The organism is Saccharopolyspora sp. NPDC003752, from assembly GCF_053605825.1.
The window spans coordinates 124,440-145,600 of sequence record NZ_JBSGJZ010000023.1; the positions used below are offsets into that span (position 1 = coordinate 124,440).

Consider the following 21,161-nt stretch of genomic DNA (forward strand, 5'->3'; position numbering starts at 1 on the left):
GTCACACCTCCCAGCCGGAGAAGCTGTCGGCGTTCGCCTGATCACCGGATTCGTACGTCTGCGCGGTGTCCTTGACGTTGCCGGCCTGATCGCTCATGGATTCCGACGCGGTGGACAGGGCGTCGACCCCGGGTTGCGAGACCGCCTGCACGATCGGCACGAAGAACGAGCAGATCACCCCGTAGGCCTCGGAGCCCATCGTGACCTGGTTCGCCGCGTCCAATGCGGTCTTCAGCTGGTCTGAAAGCGCGTCGAGCTTGCTGGCGTGCGCCCGGAGTTCCTCCGGCGACACGTCGAATGCGTTCGTCATCCTCATCCCCCAGGTGACGGTCAGCGCAGGTAGGAGTCGTCCTCGAAGTCTTCGTCGTCGGGCGGCCGGTGCTCCGCGCCGGCCTCGGCCTCGGGATCGGGGAAGCGCTCGCGGTAGGCCGACACGACCGCGTTGACGGTCTCGGTGTCGTCGCCGACCGTGGCCGACATGACCTCGGCCACCTGGTCCCGGATGCCCGCCTGCGCCTGCCGCATGGTCGTCAGCACCGACTCCGCCAGACCCGCGCCGGACATCCGGCGCGCGTCGTCGGTGATCTGCAGGTCGGTGACCGCGCCGGCGCTGTCGACCGTCACCCGCACCACGCCGTCGCGGGACTCCGCGGTGGCCTTGACCGCCGTCACCTGCTGCTGCATCTGCTGGTAGCGGTCGGCCTTCGCCTGGATGCCGTCGGCCCAGCGCCTGATCTCCTCCTCGGTTCGCGCGCCGTCGACGCCGAACACCGGTTCGCTCACGAATCCCCCATGGCCGCTCGGCTCCCGATCTCGCGCAGGCTAACCGCGGTCTCGGCGGCGGGTCAGCGATTCGGCGCGAAACTGGCCCGATCAGAGCAGCGCCCGCCCGCCGGCGGCCGGAGTGGCGTTGACTACTCCCGGTGCTGGTGGATGCGGGTATTGAGACCTCGCTGTGATATCCAGGTAAGGGTGACCCTCCAGCCGCTCGCGACCGCCGTCCACCGCGCCTACACCGCGGACCTGGACGCCGAGGACTTCTACCGGATGCTGCGCCTGCGCGTCGACGTGTTCGTCGTCGAACAGGAATGCCCCTACCCGGAGCTGGACGGTCGGGACCTGGAGGAGACCACCCGCCACTTCTGGATCGACTCCGCCGACGGCTACGTGCTCGGCTACCTGCGGCTGCTGGAAGACCCCGACGGCACCTTCCGCATCGGCCGGGTCTGCACCGCCAAGAGCGCGCGCGGGCTGGGGCTGGCGCGCAAGCTGATGCGCGCCGCGGTCGCCGAGGTGCAGCACACGCCTGCCGTGCTCGCCGCCCAGACCTACGCCAAGGAGTTCTACCGCTCCTTCGGCTTCGTCGAGGACGGCGAGGAATACCTCGAGGACGGCATCCCGCACGTCGACATGCGCCGGGAGCCCCGCCGGCGGGCGTGACCGGTGCCACTCGGGACTTGGTGGTGATCGTCGCCGGGGGCCGTGAGCGTTTTGTGTCGCTATGGCAGCACAAAATGCTCACGGCACCTCGCCGGCCCCGTCGACGGGCTGCACGCCGCCCGCCGGTGACAGTCCCCCGCGGACCCCGGCCGCAGTGGTGCTGGTCTCGTCGTCGCCGCGGTCGGTTGGTCCGCCGGGCCGGTTCTGCGACGATGCACCTTGATCCGAATGCAAGGGGTGCGCCAGGAAACCGGTGGGAATCCGGCACGGTCGGCGCCACTGTGACCGGGGAGCGGCCCTCCCCCGCGAGCCACCGGGGCGACCTGGGAAGGCCGGAGGGGCGCGGTGATCCGGGAGTCAGGACACTGCCGCCCCTTGTTCCCGCCACCGGGGCGTCCGAACCCCGAGGAAGGAACACCGGCATGACCGCTGCCCCGCGCTTCCCCTTCTCCGCCGTCGTCGGCCACGACGACCTCCGGCTGGCGCTGCTGCTCAACGCCGTGCACCCGGCCATCGGCGGCGTGCTCGTCCGAGGGGAGAAGGGCACGGCGAAGTCGACCGTGGTGCGTGCGCTGGCGTCGCTGCTGCCGCCGCTCGACGTGATCACCGGCTGCCGCTTCGGCTGCGCCCCGCAGGCCGCCGACCCGCAGTGCCCGGACGGCCCGCACGGCTCCGAAGCCGCGCAACGACCCGCCCAGCTCGTCGAACTCCCCGTCGGCGCCACCGAAGACCGGTTGATCGGCTCGCTCGACCTGGAACGCGCCCTGACCGAAGGGGTCCGCGCCTTCCAGCCCGGCCTGCTCGCCGCCGCGCACCGGGGCGTGCTCTACGTCGACGAGGTGAACCTGCTGCACGACCACCTCGTGGACCTCCTGCTGGACGCCGCGGCGATGGGCCGCGCGCACGTCGAGCGGGAAGGCGTTTCGGTCTCGCACGCGGCGTCGTTCCTGCTGGTGGGCACCATGAACCCGGAGGAGGGCGAGCTGCGCCCGCAGCTGCTCGACCGGTTCGGCCTCACCGTGCACGTCGCCGCGTCGCGGGACGTGGCGACCCGGACCGAGGTGGTGCGCCGCCGCTTGGCGTTCGAAGCCGACCCGGCCGGGTTCGCCGCGAGGTGGGCCGGTGCCGACGCCGAACTGGCCGAGCGGATCGCCGCCGCCCGCGCCCGGGTGGACTCGGTGGACCTCCCGGACGCCGAGCTGCGCCGGATCTCCGCGCTGTGCGCGTCCTTCGACGTCGACGGCATGCGAGCCGACCTCGTGCTGGCGCGCACCGCCACCGCGCACGCGGCCTGGCGCGGCGCCGAGGCGGTCGCCGAGGAGGACGTCGAGGCGGCGGCCCGGCTCGCGCTGCCGCACCGGCGCCGCCGCGACCCGTTCGACGAGCCCGGCATCGACGAGGACCAGCTCCAACAGGCCCTGTCCGAGGCGGCGGAGCACGCCGACGACGGCGACGACGAACCGCCGGAAGGCCCGGACGGCGGCGGTCAGCCGCCGGAAGGGCCCGAAGGACCCACCGGGCCGGACGGCGGAGCCGACGGCTCGGAGGAGCGCAGCGACGACCGGGCGCCCGCGGAGCGGCCGCCGCCGGCGCCGGCGCCGGCTTTTCAGGCGCGGCTGCTGGAGGTGCCCTGGCTCGGCGACGGCGCGCCGGGGCGGCGGTCGCGGTCCCGGGCGCGGAGCGGCCGGACGACGCGGGCATCCACTGTGGAGGGTCACGGCATCCACCTGGCGGCCACGCTGGCCGCCGCGGCGCCGCACCAGGTCGCGCGCGGGCGCAGCGGCCCCGGGCTGGTGCTGCGCGGCGACGACCTGCGGCGCGCCATCCGGGAGGGGCGCGAGGGGAACCTGGTGCTGTTCGCGGTGGACGCGTCGGGATCGATGGCCGCCCGGGAACGGATGTCGGCGGTCAGCGGCGCCGTCCTGTCGCTGCTGCGGGACGCCTACCAGCGGCGCGACAAGGTCGGCGTGGTGACCTTCCGCGGCGACTCGGCGGAACTCGCGTTGCCGCCGACGTCCTCTGTGGACATCGCGGCCGCGCGGATGCGGAGGCTGCGCACGGGTGGCCGCACGCCGCTGGCTGACGGGTTGTTGCGCGTGCACCGGGTGGTGCAGACCGAACGGATGCGGGACCCGCAACGGCGCGCCCTGGTCGTGCTGCTGACCGACGGAAAGGCCACCGTGCCGCTGGATTCCGGGCTCACCGGGCGGATTCGCACGCAGCAGGCCGTCGATGACGCGCTGCGCTCGGCGGGCCTGCTCGCCGAGGCGGGCGTCGCGTCCGTCGTGGTGGACTGCGAGAACGGACCGGTCCGGCTCGGCCTGGCCGGTCGGCTCGGGGCCGCGCTGGGCGGCCCCTGCCTGCGGCTGGAGGAGCTGTCCGCGGACAACGTGGCCGGCGTCGTCCGCGCGGTCCGGGACGAGCGCCCTCACGCCGCTTGATCTCGTTTTGATTACGAGATCCGACGTTCCGTCTTCTGGCCCACCCGACCGATTGGTACGGTGACGCCGTCCACCTGACCCCCAGGGGTGGACCCGCAAGATGCCCCCGCGCTCCCGGTAACCCCCAGGCCGGTCGAGTGCGGGGGCTCTTTTAATCGCCCCTCACGCCGCCCGGTCGCCGACCGAGGGCGCGACGACGCGTGTCTGGTAGCGGTGGCGGCAGGCGGCAGCGACGATCAGCAGCGGAACCGCCGTGGCGGCGGCGATCCCGAAGATCAAGCCGTACGAGCCGCGCTCCGCGAAATGCCCGGCCGCCGCCGATGCGGCCGCGCTGCCCAGGAACAACGCCGACGCGAACAGCGCCACGGCGGTGCCCCTGGCCTCCGGGGCCACCGAGGTCACCCAGGTCTGCAACGACGAGTGCATGAACGACCAACCGCCGCCGAGCAGCAAGGCCGTGATCACCACGGTCGCGATGCTCGCGGTGGCGGTCACGACCAGGTAGCCGACGAACATCGACGCGCCGCCGGTCGCGATCAGCTGCCAGACCGCCAAGCGCCGCCCCAGCACCTTCACCAGCCGGGAGAACACCCACACGCCGACGCCGTACGCGGCGGTGGCGAGCCCGGCCACCGCGACGTCCACGCCCCCGTGGACCAGCGCCGACGCCAGGAACGTCATGGTGCCCAGCAGCACCGCGCCCTCGACGAACACCAACCCGAAGACCAGCAGCGCCCAACGATTCGTCAGCACCGCCATCAGGTGGCTGCGCACGCCCTGGGCCTGAGCGCGCTCCGGCTCCGGCAGCTTGCGGAGCAGGACGACGCACACCGCCGCGCAGACGGCGGGTAGCGCGAAAACCGCGCGCCAGTCGAGAAAACCGGCCAGCAGCCCGCCGACGGCGGTCGCCAGCGCCGTGCCCATCGCCGATGCCGCCATCAGATCGGAAAGCGCGCCCTGCCGGTGCTCCTGCGGCACGGTATCGCCGACGTAGGTCAGCGACGCGGGAACGACGGCCCCCATGCACGCGCCGGTGACCACGCGCGCCACGACCAGCGCGGTCAGGTTCGGCGCCAGTGCGGAAACCACCCCGCCCGCCGCGGCGGCGAGCATCGTGCCGCGCATGACCGGCAGCCGGCCGAAGCGGTCCGACAGCAAACCCCACAGCGGCTGGGAGAGGCCGTAGGCGAGGAAGTAGCCGCTGGCGACGGCGACCGCCGCGGCCAGCGGCTCTTCCATCGCCAGCGCGATCAGCAGCAGCATCGGGGTGACCGCGAAGCGGTCGAAGTTGGAGATCAGCGCGGCGAAGGACAGCACCAGCGGCGGCCTGGTCGGCATCGGGCGACTCCTCGCTGACTGGGACGACCGTCCATGATCGTCGCCTGCACCGTTCCAGAACCCCGTGAGCTCGGCCACCATCGAATCGGTGCCATTGGGCCATTGGGGTTGATCAAGCGGGTGAGGTATTGCGGATTTGTCTCGTATCGGCGTTCGCGCGCGGGATGCGGTGCTAGGTTCGGCCGCGCTGCGGGGAAAGACGATTCTTCTGGGGAGAAGCGATGACGGGGTCGATTGGATCGGCGGCGGCCGGGCTCGCCGCGACGGACGACGCCATGCAGGGCATCATCAGCGCGGCCAACAGCGGCGGCTTCCAGGTCACGCCGGAGGCAGGCGACGAGCTGATCAGGATTTTCCAGGAGTTCGATGGCGGCGCGCTGTCGGAGATGCGGCGTGATTTGTTCCAATTGAAGCAGCGCACACCGTTGGGGGATAGTCCAGCGGGTCGAGTTATGACCGACTTCAACGAAGCGGTCGCAGCAGGTGATGATGGTCGCTCGTATGAAGAGCTCATCCTGCAGATGCAGGAGCGCGTGCCGCAAGTGATCGAGGCGATCAAGAAGGGCATTCAGCTCTACCGGGAAGTCGACGAAGGCAACGCCAACTACGGCGTGCAGGTGTGAGAACGGGGATTGTTCAGGTGCGTAGGTTGGTGTCGAGTCCTGTCGTTGTGGGCGCGTTTGCACTTCTACTTGGGGTCGCAGGTTGTGGGACCCCGGGGAATGGCGGAACCAACACGGACTCTAGCGAGAGCGGAAAGGCCACGGCGTCGACGAGCGCCGAGGCGGCGAAGGTTGATCCGTGTAAGTTACTGACATCCGAAGACCTGGGGAAGCTCAGTCTCGAGGCGCCCGGAGAGGTCAAACGGATCTCCGGCGCGCCTGGCTGCGACTGGAATCTGACGACGAGTGGCGGCCTTTCGATTGTCGCGAACAACGACAAGTCGATTGACGAGCTGAACTTCACCGACGGCACAGTGGAAGACACCTCGATCGCCGGAATGCGCGCGAAGCTGGTGCGCGAGCTCGTTGGGCCGGGCGATTGCGGTGTTTCGTTGGCGAGCTCTTCCACGACGTCGGTGACGATCGCGGCCACCAAGCCTCGGGACACCGAAGCGGCGTGCCAGGTGGTGCAGCAGGCCGCGCCGTTGGTGCTGGCGAATCTTCCGAAGAGCTGAAGCATTTGCGCAGAACTTAAAAAGGTAGATCAAGGGGGAAGTCATGACGTCGCCACCGGGTGGTGGGTCGGAGTACATCGCCGATCACGAGCACTCCGCGTACGAGCAGGGGAAGCAGGAGTACGCGGGCGCGTCCAACGTGCCGATCATCGGCGATGTGCTGACGGACGTGTTGTCGAAGGCCAAGGCCACGGCGGAAGCGTCGAAGTACGGGCAGGAGCAGGCCAAGGCCCTGTCGGTCGACCAAGAGCTTCGCGAGAAGCCCGGTTCGCTGGGGAACACGCACTACCTGTCCTTCGAGCACAAGGAGATGGACCGGTTCGTCCGGGAGAACTTCGACCCCGCTGCGGTGCACGACGTCGGCCGCGTCTACCACGGCCACGGGGCCAAGTTCCTGGAGTTCGCCGAGCAGATCCGGCAGGCCGCGACGAAGACGGAGCACACCTGGCAGGGCGAGGCCGGTGACGCCATGCGGAAGCACGTCACGCAGCTGGCCGACCACATGTCGCACTCCGGCAGCGCCGCCCAGCTCACCGCCAACCAGGTCGGCATGCAGGCCGAGGCCGCGGAGCGGGCGCGGAACTCGATGCCCGAGGTCGTCGAGTTCGACATGAAGCAGGAGCTGAAGAACTACTTCTCCGATCCGAACCCGTTCACGGCCCTCAGCCGGGCCAACGACATCGTGGAGAAGCAGGAGAAGAGCCAGGCCGCGCACGCGGAAGCGGCCCAGGTGATGTCGAAGATGGAGACCAACTTCGGGACGGCCGCGGCGCAGACACCGGCGTTCGTGCCCGCCCCGCGCGGGCCCGAGGAACAGCCCGGCACGTCGGAGCCGTCGCAGAACACGATCGGTTCCATCAACCCGTCGAGCACGCCCGCGTCGACCCAGTCGGCCTGGTCCAGCCCGAACACCTCGACGCCGCAGTACAGCCCGCCGAGCGCGCCGAACATCCCGCCGAGCAGCACGAACGCGGTGTGGCAGCAGAGCCCGCCGGCCACGCCCCCGTCGGACACCCGCTGGAATCCGAACACCGGCCAGTGGGAGCGCCAGAACCCCTACAACGGGCGGTGGGCTCCGCTGCCGCCGAACCAGCAGCGCCCCGGCCCCGGCGGGCCCGGTGGCGGACGCCCGGGCGGCGCCGGCGGCATGGGCGGTGGCCGAGGCGGCGGCATGGGCGGTGCCGGCCGGGTCGGTGGTGGCCAGCTCGGCGCTGGTGGGCGTGCCGGTATCGGCGGTCTGGGGGCCGCCGGTGGAGCGGGTGCCGGTGGCGCCGGAGCCGGTGGTCGTGGTGGTGCCGGGATGGCCGGCGGCGGTGGGGCCGGTCGCGGCCAGGGCGGCAAGTCCGAAGAGGACGACGAGCACGAGAGCAAGTACGTGGTCGACACCGATGAGGCCTGGGACGACCTCGGGTTGCCGAAGGTCGCGCCGCCGGTGTTCGGCGAGTAGTCCGCCCGGGTTCGAAGTTCCGCGCGATTCCCCGAGGAGCACCGGCTCCTCGGGGAACCGAGGCGTGCCCAGAAGGGGAAGAGATGATCGAATCGTTCACGCTTTCCACGGAGGCGGCGGACGTTCTCGGCGAGGATCTGCGGGTCGACCTTCGGCAGTTCCCGTTCGAGATCCCGCACTTCGCCGCCACGCTCGACGAACGCGCCCGGCTCCGCAAGGACGTCTGGGGTGGGCTGGAGCAGCGCCGGCTGGCCGACCGCGGCCGCGCCGAACCGGAGTTGGAGCAGGCGCTGAACCTGCTGCACCGCCCGGAGATCGGCGTGGCGGTCACCTCCTACGACGGCGGGTCGGACGCCGTCTACCGGGCGCGCGTGGCGGTGGCCGGGCGGGCCGGGGTGCTGGCGGTCCAGGAAGAACAGGGCCTGCGGATCGAGTTCATCGATGTCCGCGGCCTCGCCCGGGTCTGCGTCGGCCTGCTGCCGGAGGTCCCGGCAGGCAGGCTCGACGCGGGGACGATCGCCGCCGGCGGTGAGCCGACGCCCCAGCCGGTGCGCGAGGCGGAGCCGGATTCGTGGCTGGGTTCGGCGCAGCCGGGCGCGTCCAGGCGCGGCGGCGGGGACCTGCGCAAGGTGGAGAAGATCATGGCTCTGCCGACGCGGCGGGTCGGCTACTTCTTGGTGACCGGCCGGGATGGCGACGGGCAGGCGGTCCGGCTCCCGGCGATCGGCTGGCGGGACACCGAGGAAGGCCGCTACAGCGTCACGACGCGCCGCAACAACGACGGCGAGCGCTGGAACACCTTCGGCCCGGCGGACAAGCAGCGACTGGCCCGGTACCTCGACGAGCAGCTCGGGGCCTTCCGGCCCGCCCGCTGAGACCGTTCGGCACGAGTCGGACGGTCCCGGGGCGGCCAGTTAGGGTCGGGGCATGCCTCAGGGACAGCCTTCGACAGTGCCGAACGACGGGTTGACCACTCGCCAGCGCCGCAACAGGCCGCTGCTCGTGGTGCACACCGGCGACATGAAGGGCAAGTCCACCGCTGCCTTCGGGCTCGCCCTGCGCGGCTGGAACCAGGGCTGGTCGATCGGGGTGTTCCAGTTCGTCAAGTCGGCGAAGTGGCGCGTCGGCGAGGAGTCGGCGTTCCGCGCCCTGGGGCGGTTGCACGACGAGACCGGCGAGGGCGGGCCCGTCGAGTGGCACAAGATGGGCGAGGGCTGGTCGTGGGCCCGCAAGAAGGGCAGCGAGGAGGACCACGCGGCCGCGGCGCTGGAGGGCTGGCGGGAGATCGCCCGCCGGATCGGCGAGCAGCGCCACGGCCTCTACGTGCTGGACGAGTTCACCTATCCGCTGCACTGGGGCTGGGTCGACGTCGCGGAGGTCGTCGAGACCCTGCGCGACCGGCCCGGGCACCAGCACGTCGTGATCACCGGTCGCTACGCCCCGCAGGCCCTGATCGACGCCGCCGACCTCGTCATGGAGACCACCAAGGTCAAGCACCCGATGGACGACGGCCAGAAGGGCCAGAGGGGCATCGAGTGGTGACCGATTCCTCGCACGCCCGGGTGGTGGTGGCCGCACCGGCGTCCGGGCAGGGGAAGACCACCGTGGTGACCGGGCTACTCGGCGCGCTGCGGCGGCGCGGGACCGGGGTCGCGCCGTTCAAGGTCGGCCCGGACTACATCGACCCCGGTTACCACCGGCTCGCCGCCGGCCGCCCGGCCCGCAACCTCGATCCCGTGCTGGTCGGCGAGGAGCGGATCGCGCCGCTGTTCCGGCACGGCGCCGCCGGCGCCGAACTGTCCGTCGTGGAAGGCGTGATGGGCCTGTTCGACGGCCGCATCGGGCCGGGCGAGGGGATCGCCGCCGGATCCACGGCGCACGTCGCGCAGCTGCTGGACGCGCCCGTGGTGCTGGTCGTCGACGCGAGGGGCCAGAGCCACAGCCTCGCCGCGCTGCTGCACGGTTTCCGCAGCTACCGCCCGGAGGTCCGGATCGGCGGCGTGATCCTCAACCGGGTCGGCTCGCAACGGCACGAGCAGGTGCTCCGCGACGCCGCCGACAACGCCGGCCTCCCGGTGCTCGGCGCGATCCCGCGCGCCGATGATCTCGCCGTCCCATCGCGCCACCTCGGCCTCGTCACGGCCGCCGAGCACGGCGGCGAGGCCGTCCGCGCGGTCGAGGCGATGACCGAAGTCGTTGCCCGGTCGGTGGATCTCGACGCGGTGCGCGCGCTCGCGCGCTCGGCCCCCGGATTGCCCGGCGCCGCCTGGAATCCGCGCGACGAGGTGCAGCCGCAGGCCGGGGCCGTGGTCGCGGTGGCCGGCGGGCGGGCGTTCACCTTCGGCTACGCCGAGCACGTCGAGCTGCTCGAAGCCGCCGGTGCCGAGGTAGCGGTCCTCGACCCGCTCCACGACGAGCGGCTGCCGGAACGCACCGCGGGCCTGGTGCTGCCGGGTGGGTTCCCCGAGCAGCACGTGGCCGAGCTGTCGGCGAATACCGCGCTGCGCAAGGAAATCACGGCTTTCGCCGCCACGGGGGCGCCGATCCACGCGGAATGCGGCGGGCTGCTGTACCTGGCGGAGGAGCTGGACGGTCACCCGCTGTGCGGCGTGCTCGACGCGCGGGCGCGGATGTCGCCGCGGCTGACGCTGGGTTACCGCGACGCCGTGGCCGCCGCCGATTCGATCCTGTTCGACGAAGGCGCACGGGTGAGCGGCCACGAGTTCCACCGCACCGTCCTGGAGCCCGGCAGCGGCTCGCGGCCTGCGTGGCTGTGGCGTGCGACGGGCGCGCAGCGGGAAGGGTTCGTCGACGGCGGCGTGCACGCCTCGTATTTGCACACCCATCCGGCCGGGCAGCCCGAAGCGGTGCGGCGGTTCGTGGCGCGGTGCGCGCGGTGAGGCTCGTCCGTCCGGCGAGCCGGGGATGCTGACCCCGGCCGCGCTGCGCGAATTCCGTGGCACGGGAACCGTTTTCGTCCCGGGTGCAGCGGCTGCGCGATCAGGACTGCACCGTGGCTTTCGCCACCTCCGAGGATGCCGCCGCGCATTCGGCTTCCAGTGGCACAGGGGTCGGGAGAGCCGGTTCACGCACCGTGATCCAGGCGATGCGGGACGTGACCGCGCTGCAGGTCGCATTGCGGTCACGCGGTACGGTCGTTGCCTACGAAGGCGGCCGGTGGCTCGGCGAGCTGCGCGCCGCGATCGCCGAATGCGGAGTCCCGGAGCGCTCGGTCCGCGGCGAGCACCTCGGCGCGCCGGGCGCGCGAGTGCTCCCGCCGTCCGATGTGTCCGAAGTGGACGACGCGCCGTACCTGTCCACCGTGGTAGTACTTCCACCCCGAGCCGGAAGAGGAGAACAATGCTGACTGGCCGGATCTCGTTCATCGGTGCCGGGCCCGGCGCGGCCGACCTGATCACGGTCCGCGGCGCCCGGCGGATCGCCGAGGCCGACATCGTGGTGTGGACCGCGAGCCTCGTCGCACCGGAATGCATCCAGGAGCACGCGCGCAGCGACGCGGAGCTGATCGACTCCTCCCGGCTGACCCACGAGCAGGCGCTGGAGATCTACCGCCGCGCCGAGCGGGACAAGCTCAACGTCGCGCGGGTGCACTCCGGCGACCCGTCGCTGTGGGGCGCGGTCCAGGACCAGCACGACGCGTGCGCGCGGATGAACGTGGAAGTCGAGATCGTGCCGGGCGTTCCGGCGTTCTCCGCCGCCGCGGCCGCGGTCGGGCGGGAGCTCACCGTGCCGGAGGTCGCCCAGTCGCTGGTGCTGACCCGGCTGGAGGGCGGCAAGACGCCGATGCCGGAAGGCGAGAAGGTGCGCGAGTTCGCCAAGCACGGCACCACGATGGCGCTGTTCCTGTCCGCGTCGCGCGCCGCGCAGCTCGTCGAGGAACTGCGCGCCGGTGGCTACCCAGAAGACACCCCGGTGCTGGTGGCCTACAAGGTCTCCTGGCCCGACGAGCTGTTGCTGCGCACGAACCTCGCCGACCTGGAGAAGACCGTCAAGCAGCACAAGCTGTGGCGGAACACGCTGTTCATCGTCGGGAAGAGCCTCAACGGCAGTGGAACCCGCTCGCCGTACACCGCGGGGCACTTCCACACCTACCGCCGTGCCGACCCGGTCACGCGCCGGGCACTGCGGGCGGACCGTCCCACCCCGGTGCGCCGCCGCGCGGACAACACCGAGCCGCGCGCCGAGGAACCCGGTGAGAACGGCCGGGTGCGCGAGTCCGACGTCGCGTGGTGGGCGGTGCGCGACTGGCAGGAGAGCGCGCGCGGCGCGGCGCGAGTCGCGTCCACCCGCACGGCCCGGCGGGTCGACGAGGCGCAGTCGCAGCTGTTCGCCGAGGAGCCCGTTGCGGCCGCCGAACGGCCGGTCGATCCGGTGGCGCCGGTTCGGGCGGAAGCGGTTGAGAGCGACCGGCCCGTAGACGTGAGTGAGCAGCCAGTTCGCGCCGAAGCCGCGGAGGCGAAGCCGAAGCGGACATCCGCGGCGCGCACCACGACGACCCGGGCCACCGCGAAGGCCACCCCCGCGAAGCGGGGGACGAAGGCCGCGGCCGCGAAGCGGACGAAGTCCGCGACCACCACGACGGCGAAGGCGAAGCCCGCCGCGAAGCGCAAGCCCCCGGCGAAGCCGGATGAGCAGGGCGAATAGCGAGGCGGAGCCGCCGTCCCCGGCGAGGTCGTGAGGCGCCCGCGGGGTCCGAATTGGACATCGGGTCGCCCGGTCGGGGCGAGCGGGCCCCGGCCGCCCACCGGTCATGCGAGATGTGACAGCGGGCGGGCCGTTCTCGGCGTGTGCGGACCGGCTCCGCGCCCCGGTGGCAGCAGTATTGAAGCGGATCAGCCAGTAATGCGGCCGTCGGTCGCGTGTTCGGGTCGCGCGGGCTTCCGGGACGAACACGCGGTGGCGGCCGCCGGAGCGAGGTGGGTGACGTGGCAGTCACGGTGATCGGGGTCGATGGTGGCGACCTGCCGAAGGGCAGCGCCGAGGTGCTGGAGTCGGCGCGGCTCGTGGTGGGCGGCAGACGGCACCTGGAGGCGCATGCGCCGGAACACGCGCGCAAGCTCGAACTCGGGCCGCTGGAACCGGCGCTGAACGCGCTGTCGTCGCTGTCCGGTGACGAGAGCGGCGTGGTGCTGGCCTCGGGCGACCCCGGTTTCTTCGGCGCCGTCCGCGCGCTGCGCGACCGCGGCATCCGGTGCGCGGTGCTGCCGTCGACCTCCAGCGTTCAGCAGCTGATGGCGCGCGTCGGCCGGTCCTGGGACGACGTCGTCGTGGTCAGCGCGCTCGGCAGCGACCTCACCCAGGCGATCAACGTCTGCCGCGCGCGACCGGCCGTGGTGGTGCTGACCGCGCCGAAGGCGGGCCCGGCCCAGATCGGCTCCGGCCTGGCCGGCTGGCGGCGCACCATGATCGTCGCCGAGGACCTCGGCGGACCGAACGAGTCGGTGGTCACCCTCGAACCGGCGGAGGCGGCGAAGCGCAGCTGGCACGAGCCGAACATCGTGCTCTCCCTGGCCGATCTCGACGACGTGCCGCAGCGGGGCTGGATCGCGGGCGGTGAGCCGGTGCCGCCGGCGACCGGTTGGGCGCTGTCCGAGGACGAGTTCTCGCACCGCGACGGCATGATCACCAAGGCCGAGGTGCGGGCCGTGGCGCTGGCGAAGCTCGCGCCGCGGCCGGGCACGCTCGTCTGGGACGTCGGCGCTGGTTCGGGCTCGGTGGCGGTGGAGTGCGCCCGGATGGGCGCGGCGACGATCGCGGTGGAGTCCGACGAGGCGCAGGCGGTGCGGCTGATCACCAACGCCGCGAGCCACGGCGTGGACGTCCGGGTCGAGGAGGGCTCCGCGCCGCAGGTGCTGCGCAACCTGCCGCGGCCGGACGCGATCTTCGTCGGAGGCGGCGGCACCGAGGTCGTCACGGCGTGCGCGCACGCCGGGGCGTCCCGCGTCGTGGTGGCGCTGTCGGCGCTGGACCGGGTCGGGCCGACCCGCGACGCGTTGCGCGCGGCCGACTACGAGATCGAGGGCGTGCAGCTGTCGGCGGCCCGGCTGGCGGAACTGCCGGACGGCGCATCCCGCCTGGAAGCGGCCGACCCGGTCGTCCTGATCTCGGGCTACCGGAAACAACGCTGACCACATCCCTCTCGACGGACCAGGTCCCCACAGACCGCAATTTCAATGGAAATTGGACCTTCGATTTCAATGGAAATTGCGGACCATCGGCGTGTCACGTCACGACACGCCGATGGATGTGGACAACCTTCGCAATTTCAATGGAAATCGGAGACGTGATTTCCATTGAGCGTTTTCATCCTGGTCGGCCCGCAGCTGCGGGTGGCAAAGCTGCACGTCGATGGGGTGTCGCATGCGCCGCAGGCGCATAGCCCACCTACGACACTGGCACCGCCGCGGGTTCTCAGAGGCTTCCTGGCGAGGACGACCCCTCCGCCCTGTATTTGGACATACATCAGGAGGGGCATCCACAGTCCAGGGAGCCTCTGAGGTTCCGCTACCCGCACCGCCACGCAGAACGAGGTTGGAAAAACCTCATTGAAATTGCGGAGGTGGTGGGCCTGCCCCGGGTGGGAGGGGGGGCATGCGGGTGGCACCATGCTGAGGCGTTCGTGAAAGCAGTCGACCAGGTTGAGGAGTGCCAGTGATCGGTCTGTTCGCGGTGACCGCGGCGGGACGGCGGTCCGCCGCCGAACTGGCCGCGCGGCTGGGGCCGGACGCCGTCGTCGCGGACGGGCCGATCGCGCCCGCCGTGCGCCGCCTGTGGGACCACCTGGACGCGGCGGTGTTCTTCCTGGCCAGCGGCGCAGCGGTGCGGCTGGTCGCGCCGCTGCTGCGCGACAAGCACAGCGATCCCGGGGTGGTCTGCGTCGACGACGACCGCCGCTTCGCGATCGCCCTGACCGGCGGCCACGTCGGGGGCGCGCTCGCCGAGCAGGTCGCCGACGTGCTCGGCTGCACCCCGGTGGTCACCGCAGCCTCCGACAGCACCGGCACCACCCCGCTGGACGAGCTCGTCGACCAGCTCGACGCCACTGTGGACGGTGATCTCGCGGCCTGCGGCGGCGCGATCCTCGACGGCTGGTCGGTCCACCTCGTCAACCCGCACGGCTTCCCGCTGCCTGCGCTGCCGCCCAACGTCTCCGCCCACCCCGAAGCGCCGCTGTGGACGGTCGTGATCGACGATCGGCGGCCGACGGAGGACGAGGAGCGGACGCTGCGGCTCATCCCGCGCACGCTGGTCGTCGGCGTCGGGGCCGCCCGCGGCGTCTCGCGGACGGCGGTGACCGAGACGATCGCCCGGCTGGACCGCGAGCACGGCCTGGACCCGCGGGCGATCCGCGCGGTCGCCAGCGTCGATCTGAAGGCGGACGAGGACGGCATCCTGGAGGCGGTGCAGGACCTGGGCTTCTGGCACTCCGACGGCGGCGAGGAGCTGTCGCTGCTGACCTATCCCGCGGAGGCGCTGGCAGGCATCGACGTGCCCAATCCCAGCGAGGTGGCGAGCACGGCGGCGGGCACGCCTTCCGTCGCCGAGGCATCGGCGCTGCGCGCGGCCGCCGAGCTCGGCGGTGGGGCGCCCGTCGAGCTGGTCGTGCCCAAGATCAAGGGCGACGACGTGACCGCGGCCGCCGCGCGCATCCGGCCCCGCGGCAGGCTCGCGATCATCGGCATCGGCCCGGGCAGCCCCGACCTGCGCACCCCGCGCGCCGACGTCGAGCTGCGCCGCGCCTCCGTGGTCGTCGGCCCGGACGAGCACGTCGACCAGGTCCGGCACCTGCTGCGCCCCGGCACGGAAGTGCGCACCAACAGCGGCGCCGAGGCGGTTGCACTGGCCCGGGAGGGGCGCGCGGTGGCGCTGATCGGTGGGTCCGCGATGGCGCTGGAGGAGGCAGGTGCCGACATCGAGTTGGTCGGCGTGCCCGGCGTGACGGCGGCGCTGGCCGCGTCCGCGATGCTGGGCGGGCCGCTCGGGCACGACCACGCGCTGATCAGCCTGTCCGACGCGCACACGCCGTGGGAGGTCATCGAGCGCCGCGTTCGCGCGGTGGCGGAGGCCGACCTGGTGGTGTGCTTCCACAACCCTAGTTCGGGGCGGCTCGGCCGCGCCCTGGAGATCCTGGCGGAGCACCGCCCGGGGACCACGCCGGTGGGCGCGGTCCGCGGGGCCGGTCGCGCCGGGGAGCGGGTGTGGTGCGCGCCGATCGCCGACTTCGACCCGGCGGAGGCGGATGAGTCCACCACGGTGGTCGTGGGCACCTCGCGGTCCACAGTGGTCGATGGCCGGATGGTGACCCCGCGCGGATCCCAGCGGGTGGCGGCGGACGCCCGCTGACGGCGAGTGCTGCACGGGCTGCCCGGGATCTGTTGCGAGCGTCGTTCTCGCGCGAAACCGGCGTTCGCCACGCCTGGCGGTGACGGTTTCGCGCGAAACCGGCGTGCCTCGCCCGGCGGCCAGGCGGCTTCGCCTCGGCAACGACGCAAGCCCGGCCGCGGGCGAGCATGACCGCTGCAGCATTCCGGCAACGTGGTGGCAGAGCCGGCGGCCGCTGGTTTTGGTGGGGTGGGCGTGCGAAGCTGGCTGGGATGAGCGGGCACATGTCTTCTGAGGAGTTCCGGGAGTACGGCAGGCAGGTCGTCGACTGGATCGCCGACTACTACTCCGGCGTCGAGCGGCATCCGGTCCGGTCCCAGGTCGGGCCCGGCGAGGTCCGGGCGCAGCTCCCGGCGCACCCGCCCGAGCAGGGCGAGCCGTTCGAGCGGGTGCTCAGCGATCTCGATGCCGTGCTGGTGCCGGGCGTCACGCACTGGCAGCACCCGAACTTCTTCGCCTACTTCCCGGCCAACGCCACCGGTCCGTCGATCCTCGGCGACCTGCTCTCCAGCGGGCTGGGCGTGCAGGGCATGGTGTGGGCGACCAGCCCGGCGTGCACCGAGCTGGAGACCGTCGTCGTGGACTGGATGGCGGAGCTGCTGGGCCTGCCCGAGCACTTCCGGACCGACGCCGTCGGCGGCGGGGTGATCCAGGACTCGGCGTCCAGCGCCGCGCTCGTCGCCTGCCTCGCCGCGCTGCAGCGGGTCAGCGACGGGCAGGTGGCGAGCCGGGGCATCACCCGGCGGCACACGCTCTACGTCTCCGCGCACACCCATTCGTCCCTGGAGCGCGCGGCGCGGATGGTGGGCATCGGCGGGGACAACGTCCGGATCGTCGACGTCGACCCGGACACGCTCGGCATGGACCCCGAGCACCTCGACGCGCTGATCGCCGAGGACCTCGCCGCCGGCGCGGTGCCCACGCTGGTGTGCGCGACGATCGGCACCACCTCGACGACGGCGATCGACCCGGTCCGCGCGGCCGGCGAGGTGTGCCGGGCGCGCGGGGTCTGGCTGCACGTGGACGCGGCGTACGCGGGCGTTGCCGCGGTGTGCCCGGAACTGCGCTGGATCAACGACGGTGTCGCCGAATTCGCCGATTCGTACTGCACGAACGCGCACAAGTGGCTGCTGACGAACTTCGACTGCAGCCTGCTGTGGATGGCCGACCGGCGGCCCATGGTCGACGCGCTGTCGATCCTGCCGGAGTACCTGCGCAATCCGGCGACGGCGTCCGGTGAGGTGATCGACTACCGGGACTGGCAGGTGCCGCTGGGCCGCAGGTTCCGGGCGTTGAAGCTGTGGTCGGTGCTGCGCTGGTACGGCGCGGAGGGGCTGCGCGAGCACATTCGCGCCACCGTCGGCCTGGCCCAGGAGTTCGCCGACCGGGTCCGCGACGACCCGCGGTTCGAGTTGCTGGAGCCGCATCCGCTGGGCCTGGTCTGCTTCCGGCCGCTGTTCCCGGAGCTGTCCACCGAGGACGCCAACGACCGGGTCTACCGGCTGATGGAATCGCTGAACGACTCCGGCGAGCTGTACCTGACCCACACCAAGGTGGACGGCCGGACGCTGCTGCGGCTCGCGGTCGGCTCGCCGCAGACCGAGCGGCGGCACGTGCTCGCGGCCTGGAAGCGGATCCAGGAGGCGATGGGCTGACCTGCCCGCGAGCAGCGCGTGCCCGATCAGCACGAGCACGTGCACCGGAGCCGGCCAGTCGCCGGCCGAGGCGGCTTGGAGGGCGTGGAGCGCGGCGCCCGGCGCGGTGAGGTCGCCGATCGGTTGCAGCGGGCCCGGAATCGTGGCCAGCGGCAGGCCGGGCAGCAGCAGCGCCGCAGCGAGTGCCGAACCGGTGCGGCGCGGTAGCGCTGCGGTCAGCAACCCGCAGCTGAGCAGAGCGAGCGCGGCGAGCGCGCATGCGACGAGCACGGTCATGGCCCGCTGTGGCGGCATGATGGCCGTGGCAGCCAGCGGCAGCCCCGCGAACGCCACCAGGTGGGCGAGGAACGCGGCAACCGGTTCGGTGCACCGCCGCAGGCTGGTGGCCGCGATCATCAGCGCGACGACGATTGCCGCGGGGAGCCCGATCGCGGGTGCGAGGAGGCAGGAGAGGGCCGAGGCGATCGCCGGCGGTTGGCGGGGCAGCCTCGCCAGCTCCGCGCCGACACGGCTCCCCAGATCATCCACAGTGGACAGGTCTTCGCTGATTGCCATGACCTCGACGCTAGGCACGCCGCGTGCCTGCGGGTATGCGTCCTGCTGCCGTTCGAGGGGGGCTTCCGGCCCGTTCGGGAGTAGAGCTAGCTCCACCTCCACGCGGCAGGCACGGGCAGTGCTTTTCCGCCGGTGCCGGAGAAGATGGGCTCATGCGAAATCGGGCACGACAACATGCGACAACCGCCGGGCGCGGGCTGGTGTTCCTGCTGCTGGCGCTGCCGGGGCCGCTGCTGTTCGTGCTGTACCTGTTCGGTCTGGGCGTGGCGTCCATCGGCCTGCTGTCGCCGGGGGAATGGCTCATCGGACGCTGCCGGGCGGCCGCGGACCTCGGCCGGCGGCTGGCGCGGGACTGGGGCGGCGTCGAGGTGCCGGTGCCGTACCGGCCTGCCCCGCCGGAACCGCAGCCGGACGCCGAAGGCTGGTACCGGCACGACAAGGCGCTGTACCGGAAGCCGCGCATCCCGCGCTACCTCGCGCGCGTCGTGTGGCTGGCGGAGGACCCGGCGACGAACCGGGACCTGAACTGGATGCTGCTCAACACGGTCGTCGGCGCGGTGCTGGGCCTGCTGGCGGTGCTGGGCGGCCGGACTTTCCTGCGGGCGCACGGGCTTTGGGCGCGGATGCTGCTGAGCCCGGTTCGGCCGCGCCCTTGGTGGGAACGCGTCGTGCACGGGTGGCACGCCCTCTGGCACCTGGCGGTTCTCGGCCTGCTGGCCGTGGTGAACCTGCTCGCGGGCGCGGTCCTGGTCGTCCTCTTCGCCCTGACCCACCTGCTGGGCGCGTTCCTGTGGTGGCCCTGGTGCAACCGGGTCGCCCGGCTGCTCGCGGGTCTGGGCCGCAGCCTCGCCGGGAAGTGGTCCGGGGTGCAGGTGGACGAGGTCTACCTGCCCTTCGTCGCGCCCGTGCCCACGTCCGACGGGCTCTACCGGGCCGGCCGGATGCTGCGGAAGTCGCCGCGAACCGCGATCAGGCGGGCCCGCTACCGCCAGGCGATGACCGATCCGGCCGGCCCGCGAGACCTGCTGTGGCTGCTCGGCGACGGCCCGGTCACCGCCGCGCTGCTGGCTCCGCTCGCGGCGCTGTGCTGGGTCTTCGGCTGGGGCTTCTGGATCCCGTTCTGGGTCCGGTTCGGCGGCCTGTTCTTCGACGTCGGGCGGCCGTGGGCGGAGCTGCCCGCCCCGGCGAAGTGGCTCGCGGAAACCCCGCTGGCCGGGTTCCCGCTCGGACTGGCGGCCAGTGCGGCGGTCGTGGCGCTGGCACCGCCGCTGGTGCGCCTGCACGGCCGGTGGACCCGCCTGCTGCTGGCGCCGACCGGGAAAACCCTGCTGGCGCAACGGGTTCGGCGGCTCGCCGAGACCCGCTCCGACGCGACCGAGGCCGAGGACACCCAGCTGCGCCGCATCGAGCGCGACCTGCACGACGGCGCCCAGGCCCGGCTGATCGCGCTGGGGCTGAAGCTCGCCGCCGCGGAGCAGCTCCTGGACAGCGACCCGCGGCGGGCCAGGGAGCTGCTGGGCGAGAGCAAGGCCGAGTCCGGCCAGACCCTCGCCGAACTTCGCGCCCTGGTGCGGGGAATCCGCCCGCCGGTGCTCACCGAGCGCGGCCTCGTCGACGCCGTGCGCGCGCTGGCCCTCGACCTGAGCGTGCGGATCGAGGTGTCGGCGGACCTGCCCGGCCGATGCCCGTCCGCGGTGGAGTCCGCGGCCTACTTCGCGACCCGGGAGCTGGTCACGAACGCGCTCAAGCACGCCGGGGCGGAGGAGATCCGCGTCGAGCTGGGTTACCGGCGGGAGTCGCTGCGGATCGTCGTGACCGACGACGGCTCGGGCGGGGCCGACCCGGACCGCGGCAGCGGGCTGCGGGGAATCCGGCGCAGGCTCGGTACATTCGACGGAACATTGCACCTCAGCAGCCCGCCCGGCGGTCCGACCCGGGCGACGATGGAGATCCCGTGCGCGTTGTCCTCGCAGAAGACCTCTTCCTCCTCCGAGACGGCCTGACCACCCTGCTCGCCGCGCACGGCTGCGAGATCGTCGCCGCCGTGGAGACCGGTCCCGAGCTGGAGCGGGCGCTGCTGGAGCACCGGCCGGACGTGGCGGTGGTCGACGTGCGGCTGCCGCCCACCCAGACCGACGAGGGGCTGCGGGCCGCGCTGGTCGCCCGGCGCGAGATCCCGGGGCTGCCGGTGCTGGTGCTGTCCCAGCACGTCGAGCAGCTCTACGCCCGCGAACTCCTGGCCGACGGCACCGGCGGGATCGGCTACCTGCTCAAGGACCGGGTGTTCAACGCGGAGCAGTTCATCGACTCGGTGCGCCGGGTCGCCGCCGGCGGCACCGCGATGGACCCGGAGGTGATCTCCGCGCTGGTCGCCCGGCGGACCACCCCGCTGGAGCGGCTGACGGAGCGGGAGCGCGAGGTGCTGTCGTTGATGGCCGAAGGGCGCTCGAACGCGGCGATCGCCGGGCAGCTGTTCATCAGCGAAGGCGCGGTGAGCAAGAACATCGCGAGCATCTTCGGGAAGCTGGGCCTGGATACGTCCGACGACACCAACCGCAGAGTGCTGGCAGTGCTGGAATACCTCAAGCAGTGAGGGGTTCGCGAGCGCTGTCGCACGGCTGCTGGGGGGGCGTTCTGTGGGGCGGTTTCGCGCGAAAGCGGCGCGCTCAGGCGTGGCGAACGCCGCATAAGCGAGAAAGGAAAAA

General features: G+C 72.3%; 19 protein-coding genes and 1 riboswitch. Of the genes, 16 read left to right on the plus strand and 3 right to left on the minus strand.

What is annotated here, in order from left to right; translation table 11 throughout:
* Position 1: 1 nt before the first annotated feature.
* Positions 2 to 310, minus strand: coding sequence for a type VII secretion target (locus ACWEV3_RS27210; RefSeq protein ID WP_093263118.1), 309 nt, complete (start codon positions 308 to 310; stop codon positions 2 to 4).
* A gap of 20 nt (positions 311 to 330) precedes the next feature.
* The gene (locus tag ACWEV3_RS27215; protein ID WP_452616601.1) at positions 331 to 783 is read right to left on the minus strand and encodes a YbaB/EbfC family nucleoid-associated protein; all 453 of its coding nucleotides are present in this window, start codon (positions 781 to 783) and stop codon (positions 331 to 333) included.
* A 189-nt stretch (positions 784 to 972) separates the two neighbouring features.
* Between ACWEV3_RS27215 and ACWEV3_RS27220 the strand changes: the two genes are divergently transcribed.
* Together ACWEV3_RS27220 and ACWEV3_RS27225 are read left to right on the plus strand one after the other, a co-directional pair.
* A complete protein-coding gene (locus ACWEV3_RS27220) occupies positions 973 to 1,440 on the plus strand; it encodes a GNAT family N-acetyltransferase (protein WP_452616602.1) in 468 nt (155 codons plus the stop codon).
* A gap of 218 nt (positions 1,441 to 1,658) precedes the next feature.
* Positions 1,659 to 1,830: riboswitch (cobalamin riboswitch) on the plus strand.
* 32 nt (positions 1,831 to 1,862) lie between these two features.
* Complete coding sequence (locus ACWEV3_RS27225) at positions 1,863 to 3,881, plus strand: putative cobaltochelatase (RefSeq protein ID WP_452616603.1); 2,019 nt, start codon at positions 1,863 to 1,865, stop codon at positions 3,879 to 3,881.
* 162 nt (positions 3,882 to 4,043) lie between these two features.
* On the opposite strand, the gene ACWEV3_RS27230 is transcribed toward ACWEV3_RS27225, so the two are convergent.
* A complete protein-coding gene (locus ACWEV3_RS27230) occupies positions 4,044 to 5,219 on the minus strand; it encodes an MFS transporter (RefSeq protein ID WP_452616604.1) in 1,176 nt (391 codons plus the stop codon).
* 221 nt (positions 5,220 to 5,440) lie between these two features.
* Between ACWEV3_RS27230 and ACWEV3_RS27235 the strand changes: the two genes are divergently transcribed.
* The 14 genes from ACWEV3_RS27235 (at position 5,441) to ACWEV3_RS27300 (ending at position 21,049) form a co-directional block, all read left to right on the plus strand.
* Positions 5,441 to 5,842 (plus strand): hypothetical protein, encoded by a 402-nt coding sequence (locus ACWEV3_RS27235; protein ID WP_452616605.1) that lies wholly within the window; start codon positions 5,441 to 5,443, stop codon positions 5,840 to 5,842.
* A gap of 29 nt (positions 5,843 to 5,871) precedes the next feature.
* Positions 5,872 to 6,396, plus strand: coding sequence for a DUF3558 domain-containing protein (locus tag ACWEV3_RS27240; protein WP_452616606.1), 525 nt, complete (start codon positions 5,872 to 5,874; stop codon positions 6,394 to 6,396).
* 43 nt (positions 6,397 to 6,439) lie between these two features.
* A complete protein-coding gene (locus ACWEV3_RS27245; protein WP_452616607.1) occupies positions 6,440 to 7,843 on the plus strand; it encodes a PPE domain-containing protein in 1,404 nt (467 codons plus the stop codon).
* Between the two features lie 83 nt (positions 7,844 to 7,926).
* Entirely contained in the window at positions 7,927 to 8,718 is a 792-nt protein-coding gene (locus ACWEV3_RS27250; protein ID WP_452616608.1) for an ESX secretion-associated protein EspG, read from the plus strand.
* 52 nt (positions 8,719 to 8,770) lie between these two features.
* On the plus strand, positions 8,771 to 9,385 hold the full coding sequence (cobO, locus tag ACWEV3_RS27255; RefSeq protein ID WP_452616609.1) for a cob(I)yrinic acid a,c-diamide adenosyltransferase: 615 nt from the start codon (positions 8,771 to 8,773) through the stop codon (positions 9,383 to 9,385).
* A complete protein-coding gene (locus ACWEV3_RS27260) occupies positions 9,379 to 10,743 on the plus strand; it encodes a cobyrinate a,c-diamide synthase (RefSeq protein WP_452616610.1) in 1,365 nt (454 codons plus the stop codon). The genes cobO and ACWEV3_RS27260 overlap by 7 nt, the downstream gene beginning before the upstream one ends.
* Positions 10,744 to 10,949: 206 nt before the next feature.
* Positions 10,950 to 11,210 carry a hypothetical protein gene (locus tag ACWEV3_RS27265; protein ID WP_452616611.1) on the plus strand — a complete coding sequence of 87 codons (261 nt, stop codon included), beginning with the start codon at positions 10,950 to 10,952 and terminating at the stop codon, positions 11,208 to 11,210.
* A complete protein-coding gene (cobM, locus tag ACWEV3_RS27270) occupies positions 11,204 to 12,508 on the plus strand; it encodes a precorrin-4 C(11)-methyltransferase (RefSeq protein ID WP_452616612.1) in 1,305 nt (434 codons plus the stop codon). The genes ACWEV3_RS27265 and cobM overlap by 7 nt, the downstream gene beginning before the upstream one ends.
* A gap of 281 nt (positions 12,509 to 12,789) precedes the next feature.
* Positions 12,790 to 13,992 (plus strand): precorrin-6y C5,15-methyltransferase (decarboxylating) subunit CbiE, encoded by a 1,203-nt coding sequence (gene cbiE / locus ACWEV3_RS27275; protein ID WP_452616613.1) that lies wholly within the window; start codon positions 12,790 to 12,792, stop codon positions 13,990 to 13,992.
* A 523-nt stretch (positions 13,993 to 14,515) separates the two neighbouring features.
* Complete coding sequence (locus tag ACWEV3_RS27280; RefSeq protein WP_452616614.1) at positions 14,516 to 16,207, plus strand: cobalamin biosynthesis protein; 1,692 nt, start codon at positions 14,516 to 14,518, stop codon at positions 16,205 to 16,207.
* Between the two features lie 263 nt (positions 16,208 to 16,470).
* Complete coding sequence (locus tag ACWEV3_RS27285; protein ID WP_452616615.1) at positions 16,471 to 17,901, plus strand: pyridoxal-dependent decarboxylase; 1,431 nt, start codon at positions 16,471 to 16,473, stop codon at positions 17,899 to 17,901.
* A gap of 18 nt (positions 17,902 to 17,919) precedes the next feature.
* Positions 17,920 to 18,108 (plus strand): hypothetical protein, encoded by a 189-nt coding sequence (locus ACWEV3_RS27290; RefSeq protein WP_452616616.1) that lies wholly within the window; start codon positions 17,920 to 17,922, stop codon positions 18,106 to 18,108.
* Positions 18,109 to 18,608: 500 nt separating this feature from the next.
* A complete protein-coding gene (locus ACWEV3_RS27295) occupies positions 18,609 to 20,459 on the plus strand; it encodes a histidine kinase (RefSeq protein WP_452616617.1) in 1,851 nt (616 codons plus the stop codon).
* Positions 20,411 to 21,049 (plus strand): LuxR C-terminal-related transcriptional regulator, encoded by a 639-nt coding sequence (locus ACWEV3_RS27300; RefSeq protein WP_452616618.1) that lies wholly within the window; start codon positions 20,411 to 20,413, stop codon positions 21,047 to 21,049. The genes ACWEV3_RS27295 and ACWEV3_RS27300 overlap by 49 nt, the downstream gene beginning before the upstream one ends.
* Positions 21,050 to 21,161 lie beyond the last annotated feature (112 nt).